The sequence below is a fragment of the Methylobacterium sp. NPDC097929 genome, from assembly GCF_049543375.1.
Classification (GTDB): Bacteria; Pseudomonadota; Alphaproteobacteria; order Rhizobiales; family Beijerinckiaceae; genus Methylobacterium.
The window spans coordinates 159,948-174,792 of sequence record NZ_JBMVEP010000010.1; the positions used below are offsets into that span (position 1 = coordinate 159,948).

Annotated in this window: 16 protein-coding genes; 3 read left to right on the plus strand and 13 right to left on the minus strand. The window is 66.9% G+C overall.

The window, feature by feature from the left end; all coding sequences use genetic code 11:
- Positions 1 to 210: 210 nt before the first annotated feature.
- Positions 211 to 1,101: an alpha/beta hydrolase gene (locus ACPCJR_RS20495; protein WP_391514384.1), complete on the plus strand. Its 891-nt coding sequence runs from the start codon at positions 211 to 213 to the stop codon at positions 1,099 to 1,101.
- A 310-nt stretch (positions 1,102 to 1,411) separates the two neighbouring features.
- A complete protein-coding gene (locus ACPCJR_RS20500) occupies positions 1,412 to 1,879 on the plus strand; it encodes a 5' nucleotidase, NT5C type (protein ID WP_391514383.1) in 468 nt (155 codons plus the stop codon).
- A gap of 366 nt (positions 1,880 to 2,245) precedes the next feature.
- Here ACPCJR_RS20500 and ACPCJR_RS20505 read toward each other — a convergent pair whose 3' ends face one another.
- The 13 genes from ACPCJR_RS20505 to ACPCJR_RS20565 all read right to left on the minus strand — a co-directional run bounded on the left by ACPCJR_RS20505 (position 2,246) and on the right by ACPCJR_RS20565 (position 12,092).
- On the minus strand, positions 2,246 to 2,446 hold the full coding sequence (locus ACPCJR_RS20505) for a hypothetical protein (RefSeq protein WP_391514381.1): 201 nt from the start codon (positions 2,444 to 2,446) through the stop codon (positions 2,246 to 2,248).
- A 51-nt stretch (positions 2,447 to 2,497) separates the two neighbouring features.
- The gene (locus ACPCJR_RS20510) at positions 2,498 to 2,752 is read right to left on the minus strand and encodes a hypothetical protein (RefSeq protein WP_110353924.1); all 255 of its coding nucleotides are present in this window, start codon (positions 2,750 to 2,752) and stop codon (positions 2,498 to 2,500) included.
- Between the two features lie 552 nt (positions 2,753 to 3,304).
- Positions 3,305 to 4,543 carry an ammonium transporter gene (locus tag ACPCJR_RS20515; RefSeq protein ID WP_391514379.1) on the minus strand — a complete coding sequence of 413 codons (1,239 nt, stop codon included), beginning with the start codon at positions 4,541 to 4,543 and terminating at the stop codon, positions 3,305 to 3,307.
- Positions 4,544 to 4,696: 153 nt separating this feature from the next.
- Entirely contained in the window at positions 4,697 to 5,725 is a 1,029-nt protein-coding gene (yut, locus tag ACPCJR_RS20520) for an urea transporter (protein ID WP_391514377.1), read from the minus strand.
- Between the two features lie 15 nt (positions 5,726 to 5,740).
- The gene (locus ACPCJR_RS20525) at positions 5,741 to 6,676 is read right to left on the minus strand and encodes an urease accessory protein UreD (protein WP_391514375.1); all 936 of its coding nucleotides are present in this window, start codon (positions 6,674 to 6,676) and stop codon (positions 5,741 to 5,743) included.
- A 4-nt stretch (positions 6,677 to 6,680) separates the two neighbouring features.
- Positions 6,681 to 7,328, minus strand: coding sequence for an urease accessory protein UreG (gene ureG, locus ACPCJR_RS20530; RefSeq protein WP_391514373.1), 648 nt, complete (start codon positions 7,326 to 7,328; stop codon positions 6,681 to 6,683).
- 20 nt (positions 7,329 to 7,348) lie between these two features.
- On the minus strand, positions 7,349 to 8,029 hold the full coding sequence (locus tag ACPCJR_RS20535; RefSeq protein WP_391514371.1) for an urease accessory protein UreF: 681 nt from the start codon (positions 8,027 to 8,029) through the stop codon (positions 7,349 to 7,351).
- 41 nt (positions 8,030 to 8,070) lie between these two features.
- Complete coding sequence (gene ureE, locus ACPCJR_RS20540; RefSeq protein ID WP_391514370.1) at positions 8,071 to 8,736, minus strand: urease accessory protein UreE; 666 nt, start codon at positions 8,734 to 8,736, stop codon at positions 8,071 to 8,073.
- Positions 8,737 to 8,760: 24 nt separating this feature from the next.
- Entirely contained in the window at positions 8,761 to 9,144 is a 384-nt protein-coding gene (crcB, locus tag ACPCJR_RS20545; protein WP_391514368.1) for a fluoride efflux transporter CrcB, read from the minus strand.
- A 10-nt stretch (positions 9,145 to 9,154) separates the two neighbouring features.
- Complete coding sequence (locus ACPCJR_RS20550) at positions 9,155 to 9,538, minus strand: fluoride efflux transporter FluC (RefSeq protein ID WP_391514366.1); 384 nt, start codon at positions 9,536 to 9,538, stop codon at positions 9,155 to 9,157.
- 61 nt (positions 9,539 to 9,599) lie between these two features.
- Positions 9,600 to 11,318, minus strand: a complete 1,719-nt coding sequence (locus ACPCJR_RS20555) for an urease subunit alpha (RefSeq protein WP_391514365.1) — start codon at positions 11,316 to 11,318, stop codon at positions 9,600 to 9,602.
- 36 nt (positions 11,319 to 11,354) lie between these two features.
- Positions 11,355 to 11,765 carry an urease subunit beta gene (locus ACPCJR_RS20560; RefSeq protein WP_391514363.1) on the minus strand — a complete coding sequence of 137 codons (411 nt, stop codon included), beginning with the start codon at positions 11,763 to 11,765 and terminating at the stop codon, positions 11,355 to 11,357.
- Positions 11,766 to 11,789: 24 nt separating this feature from the next.
- A complete protein-coding gene (locus ACPCJR_RS20565) occupies positions 11,790 to 12,092 on the minus strand; it encodes an urease subunit gamma (protein WP_135299747.1) in 303 nt (100 codons plus the stop codon).
- Between the two features lie 657 nt (positions 12,093 to 12,749).
- Between ACPCJR_RS20565 and ACPCJR_RS20570 the strand changes: the two genes are divergently transcribed.
- Positions 12,750 to 14,845, plus strand: a 2,096-nt coding sequence (locus ACPCJR_RS20570) for a TonB-dependent receptor (protein ID WP_391514360.1), incomplete at its 3' end; no start/stop codon positions are given.

Below are 14,845 nucleotides of genomic sequence, written 5' to 3' on the forward strand. Positions count from 1 at the left end.
TCACCCACCATCGGACCGAGCCGGTCGCAGATGCAGATCCCGGCCGACAGCCCGAGACACGCCCCTGGAAACACCGTCTCGCAAAGGCGCGATGACGAAGCTTATCCCGATGACGGACTTGCGCCCGCAACGAGCTTCACAGGAGGATGGGCGGCGGTTTCGTCTGCCCCCACGGATGAGACCTGTCGTGCAGCCGGATTGGAGCGAGAGATGCCGCCATCCGAGATCGACCTCATCCGGGCCCGCCTCGCGGCGCATCCGAGGCCGGCCGACCTCGCGGCGCGGCGCGCGCGGATCGACGGTCTCGGAGCGGGCTACGGGCTGCCGCCGGACGTGGTGGTCGAACCGGTCGACGCCCAGGGTGTGCCCGCGGAGTGGACGAGCACGCCCCTGGCGGGCGGCGGGCGAGTCGTGCTGTTTCTGCACGGGGGCGGCTACGTCTCCGGCTCGCTGACGAGCCATCGCCACATGGTCGCGCAGGCCGGGCGCGAGGCCGAGGCGCGCACCCTCGCCCTCGATTACCGGCTCGCGCCCGAGCATCCCTTTCCGGCCGCCCTCGCGGATGCGCTCGCCGGGTACCGCTTCCTTCTCGACGCGGGCGTCGCCCCGGCACGGATCGCGCTCGCGGGGGAGAGCGCGGGGGGCGGGCTCGCGCTCGCGACGGCCCTGTCGCTGCGGGAGGCGGGACTGCCGCTGCCGGGTTGTCTCTGGCTCAGTTCACCCTGGACCGATCTCGCCCTGACCGGCGCCAGCCTGGAGACCAAGGCCGCCGTCGACCCACTGCTCGGCCGGGCCTACCTCGCCGAACTCGCAAGCCTCTATCTCGACGGCGCCGATGCGCGAAATCCGCTCGTCTCGCCGATCCATGCCAACCTCGCGGGCCTGCCGCCGATGCTGATCCAGGTGGGCTCGGCCGAAACGCTCCTCGACGACTCCCTGCGCCTGGCGGCCGTGGCCGGGGCGGCGGACGTATCCGTGCGCCTCGAGATCTGGCCCCACATGATCCATGCCTGGCATCTCTTCTATCAGGAGGTGGCGGAGGGGCGGCGTTCCCTGGCGCAGGCAGGGGCCTTCATCAAGGCGCATCTCCCCGGCGGCTGAGGGCGAGACGCCCGGCCCCGGCGCCACCGCCGGGAGCCTCAGGACCCTGCATCGTCGCGCTCGTCCGCGCTTCGTCTCCACGGAAATGCGGCAGCGGAAACGACGGGCCGATCGCGAAGCGCGCCGCCATTTTCGCGACAAGGCCATGCGGTCGGCCGTCCGGCTCGGCGAGGGCACGCGCCGGCCGCGGCGGGCGAGCGACGCGAACGGGTGTGGCGATGGGTGTTCCGATCCGAAGCGGCCGAAGCTCGTTATCCGTCGGGCCGCCTCGACGAGGCGGCCGCCAGATAGACGATGGTGCGATGCGTCGATGCCGACCGTGTTTCTCGACTGCGACGGGGTGCTGGCCGATTTCGATCGCGGCGCCTGCCGCGTGCTGGGGCAGCCGCCCGAGGCGTTCCAGCGCCGCTTCGGCCTGAAGCAGTTCTGGAGCCGGCTGGCAGCGGAGCCCGACTTCTTCACGAACCTTCCGCTGCTACCGGATGCGTGGGACCTCCACGAGGCCGTCCGCGCCTGCCGGCCCGTGATCCTCACCGGGGTGCCGCGGGGGAATTGGGCCGAGCCGCAGAAGCGGCGCTGGGCGGAGCGCCACTTTCCCGACACCCCCATGATCACGACGAGCGCGGCGCTCAAGCGCGAGCATTGCCGCCCGGGCGACGCCCTGATCGATGACTGGGACAGTCACCGCCACCGCTGGGAGGAGGCGGGCGGCGTCTTCATCCATCATCGAGACGCCGCGTCATCGATCCAGGCGTTGCAGGCGCACGGCTTCCTCTGAGGCCCGATGCCATGGCCGGGCGCGCAACCGATGCCGCATCCCGTGACCCCACGGACCGTAATCTGGATAAAAAATTCCAGATCCCCGGCCAGGAATGAAGAAAAATCTTGCTTGTAAGTGCGTGCAGCGGCGCGTAGACCGCCGGCGACAAGACAGAAAGAGGCCGCCCCCAGCGAGGAGGCGGCCCGAAGTCTTGGGAGGAAACGCTCAAGAAGAGCGGTAAGACCGCGACGCCATCGCAGTCTCACGTGATACAAAATTAATTGGTGCGCCGCACATAGCAACCCCCATCGGGGGCGATTGCCGATGCATGAATCGCATCGCTCGTGCCTCGCGTGCGCCAACGCACCGTAGCCCATCCAGGGGCTACCCGGTTTGCACCTGCCGCTGATCGCTTTCCAACTGCTGCAGCAATTCCGCCAAGCGCGGATCGAGCACCTCGTCCAGCACCGGCTCGTACAAAGCCTCCAACTGCCGCCCGAGCCGCAGCCGCGTGCGGGCGTCGAGGATCGGACCGCGCTCGACCGCGGCGATCGGCGACGGAAGCGCGTCAGAATTGGAGTTCATTGGGGACCGGCGCTCGATAGGGGCATGAGGCGGCTGCAGGAGGCCTTGCGATCAGCCGACCGCACGATCCGCGTTCCTGCCCGGGGAGGGCATGCGCAGGCATTCGGTCTGGAGATCGAGGAGATAGGCGGTCAACCGGTTGCGGATGCCCGGATCGGCGCAGGACACCGCCAGAGGCACCGGCAGCGCGTCCCGCGGGATGGCGTAGATGACCGCTTCGGCGTAGCCGGCGGCGCCGCGCTCCGAATCGACAGCCAGACGCCTCGTGCCGGTGGGCAGTCCGATCGTGATGGTGATGGCGGCCACAGCACTCTCCGCGCCTGCATGTGCTGAGGGGAAACTGTCACAGCCTGCCTTGGTTGCCGAACCGTTGAGGAACTCGCCGGAAAAGAGAGCTGTGAGCGTGACAACGGTTCGTCGGTGTCGGCGGCGCGCGGTTCGCGCGCGACACAGATCGTTCGGAGTTTGGGCGAACGCGCGCAGGCGCGGTGCGGATCGGGGTCCCGGGCCTCAGGCTCGGATCGCCGCCAGGAGCGGATTGACCTCGAAGATCGGGCGCGGCGGGCGCAATGGTGGTGCACCGCCCGCCCGGGCTCGGCGCCGTCTCCGGTCCGGCCGGTATGCCAATTCAGGGGTTGCGAGAACGTGTGCTCGGCGCGGGCCCGCTTGCCGGGTCGGGCTCGAACACCGCCCGAGGGCCGATCACTTGCGCGACTTCGGATATCCCGAACCGGCTCGAAGCGTCGCCGATAGCGTCCGGATCTTGATCGCGCCGGCCGAACAGAGACCGCAGGTCCAGCAGGGGCGCCTCGCCGTTCGAGCCGGTCCGGTCCGGCAAAGGCGTTGGCAGCGGGGACGCTACTTCGGGAGGGTGCGATCCATGTTCCACAGGTTGAAGGCGCGCTCGCCGAGCATCGTGTCGAGTCCCTCTTCCTGGATTTCATCCGGCACCCTCAGCGTCCCGAAGTAATCCAGGCCCTTCAATATGATGAGCGTCACGACGGAGGCATAGGCGCCGACGATGGTGACGGCGAGAAGCTGGACGCCGAATTGCTGCAGACTGGCCGAGACTTGATTGATGTGCGGGCTGGCCAGGAGGCCGATCAGCAGAGCACCGGTCAGGCCGCCGACGCCGTGGGCACGCCAGACTTCCAGCGTGTCGTCGATCTTCAGCCACTTCTGGACGTGTTTGGCAAAATAGCAGGCCGTCGCGCCGATGGCGCCGATCGCCAGGGCGGCGATGGGCTCGACGTAGCCGGAGGCCGGCGTGATCGTCGCGAGCCCCGCCACCGCGCCGACGAGGACGCCGGAAAAGGACGGGTGCTTGGTCTCGCGCCATTCCCAGAACATCCACACCAGCATGGCGATGGAGCCGGCGAGCATGGTGTTGGTGAAGGCGTAGGCCGCCAGCGCATCCGCCGCATAGGCGCCGCCGGCGTTGAAGCCGAACCAGCCGAACCAGAGCAGACCCGCGCCGAGAGCGACCAGGGGCAGGCTGGCCGGCGCGGATTCGGATTCGCCCGCCGCCACCCTCCGTTTGCCGAGAAACTTCGCCGTCGCCAGCGCCGAGAACCCCGCGGACGTGTGAATGACGATCCCGCCGGCGAAATCGACGACGCCGAGCTTGGCCAGGAAGCCGCCGCCCCAGACCCAGTGCGCGGCCGGCAGATAGACGAGGATGGTCCAGGCCGTGATGAAGAACAGGTAGGCGCCGAACTGAAAGCGCCCGACGAAGGCGCCGGTCATCAGGGCCGGTGTGATGATCGCGAACATCATCTGGTAGGCAAAGACCATGATGAAGGGGATGTTCGGCGCGTAAACCGGGTTCGGCTCGATGCCGACCTCGTACATGCCGAAATAGAACCCAAAATCTCCGATCGCCCCGCCGATATCCGGGCCGAAGGCGAGGCTGAAGCCTCCGAACACCCAGATCACACCGACCACACCGATGCAGACGAAATTCTGGATCATGACGGACAGCACGTCGCGCTGCCTGACGAGGCCTCCGTAGAAAAGCGCAAGAGCCGGCGTCATCATGAGAACCAGCGCGGTGCAGAGGAGGATGAAGGCCGTGTCGCCGGCATTAATGCCTTGCATCGCATGCTCCTTGATCTGGTCTTCTCGGAAGAGGGAGGTGTCGGCGCGTGCGGTGCGCGGCATCCTCGGTCCGGCGGGACGATGCCGACCGATCGAAACGGGATCGATGCCGTGCCTGCGCTCGGAGCGTCCGGATGACGGCGCCCCGGGGCGTCACCGTGCGGTTCCGGCCGCGTGGACCGGCGCCTTGCCGGACCCCGTGCCTTGGCCGTCGATCATGGAACCGGCGACGGGCCCGTGCGGATGGGGCGCCATCAGCTTCTTCGGCGCGATAAAGAGGTACATCGTCAGCACGTAGGGGGCGGTGAAGGAGGGGATGCCCGCCGGCGCGACCATGACGTCGAGGGCGCCCTGGACGAAGACGGTCATCACGGTGGCGAGACCGGCATAGACGGCCACCCGCGGCGCGGGCGTCAGGAAGACGGCGCCGACGGCCATCGCCGTCAGGACCGGGCTGAAGCCGTAGAGGCCCTGGCTCACGGCCTTGGGATCGGCCCCCATCGCGATCGCGACGACCATGCTGATCAGCGATCCGGCGGCGGCGGCGATCCCGGCCGAGACCGAGGCGATCAGGATGCCGGCCAGGAGGATGACGCCGCTGACGGCGCTGCCCAGCAGGTAGACCTGCGCGATGTTGCGGAAGAAGATCGCGACGAGGTCCGTCGGCCCCGGAATGCCGGTGAAGTCTGGTGCGACATCGCCCGCGAGCTTGGGGGCCTCGCCCGTCACGTGCAGGCCGCCGAAGGAATAGGCTGCAGCGACCATCAGCCAGCCCGTCACCACGAAGGGGCCGGTCGAGCCGGGAATGCCCCATTTGCCGGTGAGCGTCGCGCTGAAAGCCGCGGTGAAGACCGTGCTCGCCGCCGCGCCGATCACGATCGAGGCCCAGAGCTGGGGCGAGGCTGCGATGAAGGTCGGAAGCGCGGCCCCGACGAGAACGCCGTTGAAGCCGTAGAGACCGGAGGAGACGGAAGTCTCGTCGCATTCGAGAAGTCGTGCGGTCAGCGTTGCGACGAGAACGCCGATCGCCGCCCCGATCGTGGTCGCCCAGACACCGCTGACGGAGGAGGCATAGGCCATCGCGGCGAAGAACAGCACGCCCGTCAGGGCATTCTCCATGAAGAAGACCTGGCTCGTCCCGCGCAGCGACTGGACGAGAAGGTTGCTCTTCGCTCGCGGCATGGGTCCGGTCCTCGCTCAGCGCCAGTAGGGTTCGGCGGGAAGGGACCGGTCGCGCGCCTCCTCGCGCACGATGCGCCAGAACCGGCGGACCTCGCTGCGCACGTCGTAGGTCTCCACGCCGACGGCGCGCAGCATCAGCCCGGCGGCGTTGGGCAGGCGGCTCACGCCGGACAGCGCCCGCGGCGCATCGATCGGGAAATGGGTCTCGAACCGTTCCTTGATGCGCGCGGCCGTCTCGGGAGGCGTGACGCAGAGGATGTTGGCGAAGGCGTCGAAGCCGCGCATCACCGCCGCAAAGGCGATCGTCGGATCGCCCTTCTCGATCAGGATCTTTTCCGCGAACAGCCTGGGCCCGCCGGGCCGGCGCAGGCTCACGTCCATCGACAGCAGGTCGAAGCCGAACCGCTCCTCGACATGATGATGCTTGCGGCCGGCCAGCACCATCTCGCCGTAGAGCAGGGTGGCGTCCGCCGCGACGACGAGGTCCGTGCGTGAGAGGAAGCGCGAGCCGCGATAGGGAATGGTGAAGTCCGGCAGGTATTCGAGGTAGCCGCCGGCCTCGACGGTCACGGTCTGGTGCTGCGAGGCGTAGTTCGCATCCATGCAGTGGATGCGGTTGGCGCCCTGGGTGGAGACGTGCGCGCAGGCGCCCTCCCCCACCGCGATCTCGATCGTGTAGCGGTCGCCCTGGAGGATGCCGCCGCCGACCGAGATGATCGGGCAGACGGGCAGTTCGGGCATCGCCTCGTCCCAGTAGAGCGCCTGCTGCACGAGCAGCGGGGCGACCCGGTAGAGATCGTGGAGCACGGAGCGGCGATCGCGCAGCGAGAACCCGAGACGCAAGTGTCCGACCTTGCCGGGCGCGCCCGCCCGCATCTGCGCCGGCTCGGTCTGGAAACCGCGCAGTTCGCGCGCCGCGTCGATGAGGCCGAGTGGCTCGTGCGGAGTCATGGTCTCACGCGCTCGCCGCGAGCAGAGGATTCGTCCTCACGTCGAACAGCGCCATGTCGAGAATGAGCTGGAGGAGGTCGTCGACGCCCTCGCCGGTCTTGCAGTTGGTGAAGAGGAACGGCTTCTTGCCGCGCATGAGCTTGGAGTCGCGCGCCATGACGTCGAGGCTCGCGCCGACATAGGGGGCGAGATCCCGCTTGTTGATGACGAGGATGTCCGACTGGCAGACCCCGGCGCCGTTCTTGCGGGGGATCTTGTCGCCGGCGGCGACGTCGATCACGTAGATATAGAAGTCCGCCAGCGCCGGGCTGAAGGTGAGCGTGAGGTTATCGCCGCCGGATTCGATCAGGATCACGTCGCTGTCGGGATACTTGTCCTCGAGTTCCTCGACCGCGGCGATGTTCATCGACGGATCTTCGCGCACGGCGGTGTGCGGGCAGGCCCCGGTCTCGACGCCGACGATCTTCTCCTCGATCAGCACGCCGTTGAGGGTACGGCGCACCTGCTTGGCATCCTCCGTCGTCACGACGTCGTTGGTGATGATCAGCGGCTTGATCCCCAGCGCGATCAGGCGCGGCGTGATGGTCTCGATGACGGCCGTCTTGCCCGAGCCGACCGGGCCGCCGATGCCGATACGGGTGATCTTCTTCATCTCGACTTCCTTTGCCGCACTCAATTCATGAACAGGCGGACACGGACCGTGGTGTGATGGGCAACGAGCACGTCGAAGACCGGCGCGAAGGCGGCCATCTCGTCGAGGGCGAGATCGCGCACGGCGCGGTAGTCGTCCTCGACGCGGCCCTGGGCGGCGAACAGGATGCGCTGGGTCTCGAAATGGTCGATCCGCATCAGCCGGAGCGCGGCGCTCAGGATCATCGAGGCCATGCCGTACTGGTGGACGACGAAGGCTTCCGTCTCGTCCGCGCCGAGATGTGCGAGGGTGATCGCCTGACCGATCGGCAGGCAGCCGGGGGTGGCGTCGGACCGGATATCCGCGAGCCAGCGCTCCAGTATCGGCGAGGGGCTGATCCTGAGCGCCAGCTCGGCGAGCTTCTTGCCCATCCGCGTCAGCATCAGTTGCTGCTCTTCCCCGACGCGGCGGCAGAGCAACTCCCGGTCGGCCGTGACGATGCCGGAATCGTCATCCGCCAGGGCGGCGCGATGAGCGTGCAGCAGCGCAACGCCATCCACCCGGGCGTTCTGGTGCAGAACGAGTTCGACGAACTGCAGCAGGCTGCTCGCGTCGGTGACGATGCCCGTCTGCAGCGCGGATTCGAGGCCGTTCGAGAAGGCGAAGGAGCCGATCGGCAGCGTCGAATCCGTGAATTGCAGCAGGCGCGCGAGATGAGCCATGCCGCGCGGTGCGAGACGGGCCCTCGGCTCACCGTGGCGCATCACGCCACCGGATCGTGGCGGTGATGATGCGCGTGCGGATGGCGAGGGTCGTGCGCGTGATCGGGATGGTCGTGGTGATCTTGGTGATCTCGGGCCTGTGCAGTCTCGTGAGCGCCGTGATGGTGGTGCGGGGTGGCGTCGGCGCCGGCGAAGAGCAGCCGGACCTCCTTCGCGTCGAGCCTGGCCGCCACCTCCTCGCCCGGGGCGAAGCGGGTCTTCACATGGGCGAAGGCGTGCGTGCGCATGACCGACGCCATCACCTTCTGATCGACCGAGAGCGGCACGTAGACCGTCGATCCCTTGATCACGGCGGGCCAGTGCTGGTTGCCGAGGCCGTGCCCGAGTTCGAAGGCGGCGCGCAGGATCTCGTGCGGCGCGAGGTTTCCCAGCCCTTCCAGCTCGATGACCAGCACCTCCTTGAGGGCGATCCGGGCCACGACGATGAGCCCTTGCGCCGCGTCGTAGTGGAGCACGTCGCCGTCGTGCAGGTGCTCGGAGCGCGGCAGCGAGATCGCCAGCTCGATCCCGCTCTCGCTCGCCTTGCGCAGGCGGCTCTTGGGCGCCTCCCATTGCTCCAGCACGAGCGGATCGATCCGCGCCTGCCCCGTGCGCTCCTGCCAGACCGGATCGCCGAGATGACCGAGTTTGTGTTCGACGAGGATCATTCGTCTCTCCAAAGCGGACCGCGCTCACGCGCGACGCAGGCGTTTCCCGGATGCGATTCCAAGCCGGATCGCGGCGTAGCCGACGATCAGGCTGGACAGGCAGTAGAGGACGGCAAGACCGGCTTGGCCCGGCGACGAGGCTTCGGAAGTGATGCCGTAGACGAAGCTCGAAAACGTCGACATTCCGCCGGCGAAGCCCGTGCCGATCAGGAGCAGGTACTCGTCCGAGACTTGGTTCAGGCGATGACGTTCGAAGGCGGCGCCGAGGCAGAACGAGGCGAGGACGTTGGCTGTGAAGATGTCGAGCGGAAAGGCGCCGCTCTGCTGAGGGATCAGCAGCATGAGGAATTCGCGCGTGATGGCGCCGAACCCGCCACCGATGAAGACGAAGACGGCCCGCGCCCCCATCACGGCCCCCCTACGATCGTGCGAGGGCGACGCCCGCCGCCGCGGCGCAGAGGCCGACGCCGACGGACGAGACGAGGTACAAGGCGGCCAGCCCCTGGCGATGCGCCATCGCCATCTGCGCCGTATCGAGCTGCATCGAGCTGAACGTCGTGTAGCCGCCGAGAAAGCCCGTCAGCACCAGGGACGACACCACGTCCCCGTGGCGCTGCTGCCAGCCGAGGGCGAGCGCGGCGGAGAGATAGGCGATCGCGAAGGCGCCGGTGACGTTGACGAGGAAGGTGCCGAACTTGAAGCGCGCGGGGATCGCGCGGTCGATGAAGCCGCCGAGCTGCCAGCGCAGCAGGGAGCCGGCTCCGCCGCCGAAACACACCCACATGATGTCGATCGGTTTCATGAACGCATGGACCGGGCTGTGAGCCGGCGGCGGGAGGCGTTTCCCGCCGCGTGACGGGACGTCAGCTGAAGAAATGGAGCTGCGCGAGCGGAAGATGCGTGGCGGGCTCGATCGTGGCGTGCTTGCCGTCGACGGTCACCGCGAAGGTCTCTGGGTTGACCTCGATGACCGGGAGCCGGTCGTTTCGAACCATCGACGCCTTGGTGAGGGTGCGCGTGCCGTAGACGGGCACCACCTTGGATGTCAGCGCGTAGCGATCCGCGATCCCATCCTCGTAGGCGGCGTGCGAAGTGAAGGTCACGCGGGTCTTCGCCACCGCCGGGCCGAGAGCGCCGAACATCGGGCGATAGACGACCGGCTGCGGTGTCGGCAGCGAGGCGTTCGGATCTCCCATGATCGCCCAGGAGATCATGCCGCCCTTGATGACCATTTTCGGCTTGGCGCCGAAGAAGGCCGGCTCCCAGAGGACGAGATCCGCCATCTTGCCGACCTCGACCGATCCGATCACGTGCGACACCCCCGCCACGATGGCGGGATTGATCGTCACCTTGGCGACGAAGCGCAGCACGCGCTGATTGTCGTTGCCGGACGCATCCCCCTGATAGGCACCGAGCCGCGTCTTCATCAGATGGGCCGTCTGAATGGTGCGCGCCCAGTTCTCGCCGACGCGGCCCATGGCCTGGCTGTCGCTCGACAGGATCGAGATCGCACCGAGATCGTGCAGGACGTTTTCCGCCGCGATGGTCTCGGCGCGCACGCGGCTTTCCGCGAAGGCGACATCCGTCGGAATCTTCGGGCTGAGGTTGTGGCAGACCATCACCATGTCGAACAATTCCGCCTGCGAATTGATGCCGTAGGGCATGGTCGGATTGGTCGAACTGGGGATGACGTTGGAAATGCCCGCCACCCGGATGATGTCCGGGGCGTGGCCGCCGCCCGCACCCTCCGTGTGGTAGGTGTGGATCGTGCGCCCTTCGAACGCGGCGATGGTGCTCTCGACGAAACCCGCCTCGTTCAGGGTGTCCGTGTGGATGCAGACTTGGACGTCGTGATCGTCGGCGACGGTGAGCGCCATGCGGATCGCCGCCGGCGTGCTGCCCCAGTCTTCGTGAACCTTCAAACCCATCGCGCCGGCCCGGATCTGCTCGTCGATTGGCAGCGGCGCCGAGCAATTGCCCTTGCCGTGCACGCCCGCATTGACCGGCCAGGCATCGAAGGAGCGGAGCATCATCTCGATGTTCCACGTGCCCGGCGTGATGGTCGTGCCGTTGGTGCCGTCGGACGGGCCGATTCCGCCGCCGAACAGCGTCGTCACGCCGTTGCTCAGCGCGGCCTGGGCCTGCTGCGGCGAGATGAAGTGGACGTGGGCGTCGATGCCGCCCGCGGTCAGGATGAGGTGCTCGCCGGAAATGGCGTCCGTGCCCGGTCCGAGCGCGAGACCCCGTGTCACCCCCGACATCGTCGAGGGATTGCCGGCCTTCCCGATCCCGACGATCTGGCCGTCCTTGATACCGAGATCGGCCTTGATGACGCCCTGGACGGCGTCGAGGATCGTGACGTTGGTGATGACGAGATCCGGTGCGCCCGCCGCACTGGTCAACTCGTTGTCGTAACCCATGCTATCCCGAAGCGTCTTGCCGCCGCCGTAGACGGCCTCCTCGCCGTAAACCCGAAGGTCTTTCTCGATCTCGATGTAGAGGTCCGTATCGGCGAGCCTGATCTTGTCGCCTGTCGTCGGCCCGTAGAGATCCGAGTATTGCCGCCGCGAGATCTTGCTCATCCCAGCGCTCCAGATTCGGCTATCGAAGGGGGCAGGTTACGGCTTGTTCTTGAAACCGTAGCGGTTCACGCGATCCAGCGCGTCCGACAGGCGTGGGCGGTAATCGTCGTAGGTTTCGTCGCCGACCCAGCCGTCGACGAGGCCGTTGAAGCCGAGCACCCGCTGCTTGCCCTGATAGGGAACGAGCGAGACCTCCCTCTCGTCTCCGGGCTCGAACCGCAGAGCGGTCGTGGCCGGAATGTTGAGGCGCTTGCCGAAGGCTTGCTGGCGATCGAACTCGAGCGAGGCATTCACCTCGAAGAAATGGTAGTGCGATCCGACTTGGATCGGGCGGTCACCCGTGTTTCGGACCTTGATCGCCGTCGTCGGATATCCGGCATTGATCTCGATATCCCCTGCCCCGAAAATGATTCCGCCAACGGGCGTCTTCTTCTGGGAAGGACTCATCGCGCCACCTCCTGACATCTCGATCTACTTGATGGGAGCATGCACCGTGATGAGGCGCGAGCCGTCCGTGAACACCGCTTCGACCTGAACGTAGGGAATCATCTCCGCGACACCGTCCATGACATCGTCGCGCGTGATGGTTTTGCCCGCGAGTTCCATCACTTCTTCCACCGTCTTGCCGGCGCGGGCGCCTTCCAGCGCGGCGACGGAGATGAGGGAGACGGTTTCCGGATGGTTGAGCTTGAGCCCCTGATCCCTACGGCGCTGCGCCACCTGAGCGAGCATATAGATCAGCAGCTTGTCGGTTTCGCGCTGAGTAAAGTGCATGGGCGGCTTCCCGAGCGAAAACGGCCTGCCTTGGCAGCCAAGTTATTGGCACCCCGGAGAAAATCTTGCCTTCAACCTATAGCAACAATGCAATGAGCATGGCTAGCCCCACTCGAAAATCGAGCGATTACTGATACAATTGTTCCGATTCACCCAAAAGTTGTTGTAATAATGGGGAATTTTGCACGAGCTTGACCACTCTCGGCGCTTTCAACATCCCCGACATCGAATTATTTCGACCCATCGGCGTCGAACCGGCACCAAGTTGCGTCGCTTGAGTTGTATGGGAAGCCTCACCCCGCACCCGAGCCCCGACTTGGACCGGGTGTCCCGGCTGCGGCGATCGTGGTCATCGGGCAAAGCGGGGTTCACCTGCCCGTCTCCTCGAAGACTTCGAGGCCGAAGTCTTGGCGCGGGAAAAGATGGCTTGGCGCGGGAAAAGAAGGCTTGGCGCGGGAAAAAACGGCGCCGACATCTCGAACGAGGCCATTTCGCCGGGACGCTCGCCCGTCCGCGCCGCGGCGGCTCGGAGCACGAGGCTTGAGATCAAGACTGCCCTCGCCCCGGCAATACACGAGTATGAAAAATTACCGTCCTGCACATACACATAATTTGAAGCTTAGTAACGACCGGATGACCTAATGCCTGGGTTGCACGATGTCGCCGTTTCTGACGCGCCTGCTCGCATCGGCCAGCGCTCTCGGCGTGAGTACGCTCCTGGGTTACGCACGCGATGCGACCACGGTCGAGTTGGAGGAACTGCAGGTCAGCGCGCAGGACGGTTCCGCGCGTTCCTCCGCGACGGTTTCGGGACCGGCCGCGAACCTGAAGACGCGGATCTCATCGTCGGTTCTGGCTCTCCCGGGCAACAGCACGGTGATTGATGCGGCGGAGATCGCTCGCCTGCCCGTGCAAAGCTACGGCGACCTCTTCCGTCCCGTGGCAGGCTTCGATGTCTCGAATTACGGCCAGGGCGGCGTCGGATACGGCATCGCCCTGCGCGGCTTCAGCGATGCCGAGCACGGCCGCGACGTCGCCGTCTTCATCGACGGGGTGCCGATCAACGAAGTCTCCTCGATCCACACCCCGAACTATGTCGATCTCAATCCGCTGATCCCGGAGACCATCCGCTCCATCAGCATCGTGCGCGGGCCGTTCTCGGTGGAAGCGGGCGATGCCAATCTCGGCGGCTCGATCTTCATCGACACCAAGCGGGCCGAGCCCTTCTCGACCGTCGGCGCGTCGGGCGGCTCCTTCGGCACGGGGCGGGGGCTTGCCACCTTCAGCCAACTCGGCCCGGGAATTCAGCCCTTCCTCGCCTACGAGGGCTACGGCACCGGGGGCTACCGCGAGAACGGCGACCTCGGTCGCTACAACGCCTTCAACAAGGTCACCATCCCCCTCGATCTCGGCTCCAGCCTGTCGCTGCGGGTGCAGATGTACGGCACGCGCTTCGGACAGCCGGGCTACCTGGAGCGCGACCTCGTGCGCGCCGGCCTCGTCTCGCCGCGCGCCGCGACCAACGTGACCGACGGCGGCGGCAAGACCCTCCAGACCTTCGTGGCCAACTACGTCAACGGGCTGCCCGACGACGAGCTGTCGGCACTCCTCTATGCCAGCCACGACGTGTTCAGCCGCTTCTCGGATTTCGGCGCCGGTCAGCGGGGGCAGGTCGAGGAGCGGGCGACCGTGGGCGGCCGCATCCGCAAGATCTGGACGCTGAGCCTGTTCGATGCGCTGCCGACCCAGTTCCTCGTCGGCGGCGATTGGCGGAGCGATGCGCTCGACGTGAATACCGGCCCCTCGGTCGCGCGCAGCTTCACCGCGCGCACCCTCGATCTCGATCTCTCGCAGCACAACCTCGCGGCCTACGCGCAGGTGCAGGTCAAGCCGACGCCCTGGCTGAAACTGACCGGCGGCGCCCGCTTCGACCAGTTCTTCTACGACGTGCGCAACAACCTCGACCCGGCCCTGTCGCCCAAGGTCAGCCCGAACGTGGTCTCTCCCAAGGGCGGGGCGGCGCTCACGCCCTTCGACTGGCTGGAGCTGTTCGCCAATTACGGCCAGGGCTTCCGCAGCCCCTCCGCTTCGAGCGAATTGACGAACAATCCCCGCCTCACGCCGCTGACCATCGAGAGCACGGAGGGCGGCGGGCGGCTCGTGTTCGACCGGTTCAGCCTCCTCGGCACGGTGTTCTTCACCGACATCGCCAACGAGGTCTTCCAGCCCGCGCCCGGCCTGCCCGTGCAGAACCTGGGCAAGTCCCGCCGCGACGGCTTCGAGGTCGAGGCGAAGCTGCTGGCCTATCGGGAAGGTCTCGACCGCGTGGCTTTGTTCGCCAACTATTCGGGCGTCTCCGCCCGGTTGCTCAACGGCGCGCCATCGATCTTCATCCCCAACGTGCCGGCGTATCTCGCAACCGTCGGCGCCGAGTTCGACATCGGCGCACCGGTCTCCCTGTTGCCCCGTGGGCGCCTGACCGGTGCGGCCTACCTGTCCTACATCGGCGCCAAGCCGCTGACCGAGGACGGCGCCTTGCGCTCCTCGCCCTATCCGCGGGTGAGCGGGCGGCTCGCCTACGTCCACGAGAGCGGCTGGACCACCTACGGGCAGGCCACTTGGTATCCCGGCGACCGCACGAGCGAGAGCATCTTCAATTTCGGCTCGTCGGTCTCGGCTTCGGCCGCCCGCGATCTTCACCAGCCCGCAGCCGCGCCTGACGCTGCTCGCCGGCATCACCTCCAGCTTTGCAA